1 pseudogene is annotated in these 567 nt (G+C 49.7%); it reads left to right on the forward strand.

Annotated elements, in window-relative coordinates:
- A pseudogene (locus tag R8O11_RS30075) lies at positions 1–567 on the forward strand (flagellar hook-length control protein FliK); the annotation flags it as partial.

Raw genomic sequence — 567 nt, forward strand, 5'->3', positions numbered from 1 at the left:
GCCTCTACAGACGACGCAAGCAACCTCTTTCTCTGCTCCAGTGTCGAAACTGGTCGAAACAGATGACGCAAAAGCGCTAGCAGCGTTGCAATCGACGCCTTCTGTTGAGCAAGTGAATTTGGCGGCCGAGCAGCAACTGGAACCAATCTTAGATGCCAATGGAAAGCCGATTGATATTGAGAAGCTACAATCTCAATCAACTGAATGGCAAAACCTGACTGCGCCTCCTGTAATGGATGCTTCAGCAATGCAACAAGCTCAGGCGAACACCTCAGGTGCATTGGATGGTTCGGTGTCACTTGACCCTGCGACGGTCGGCTTTGAAGGTAAGGCGGTTCAGCTGGTTTCAATTGATGAGCTGGAAGTTATTGATACCAAGTTGGCGCAAGGCAAACCTCTGAGCGAACAAGAAATCAATGTCATTGAAGGTTTGAGAACGGGTGACGTCGTCGCGGATATTCCTGAGCAAGAGCTAGCCCAGTTGGTTGCGCTGCCAACGGACGTGAAAGCCATTCTTGCGGAGCAAAATACAAAGCAGCATAACAATGTACGAAACAGCAGTGAACG

This window comes from Vibrio sp. 1288 (assembly GCF_033344475.1).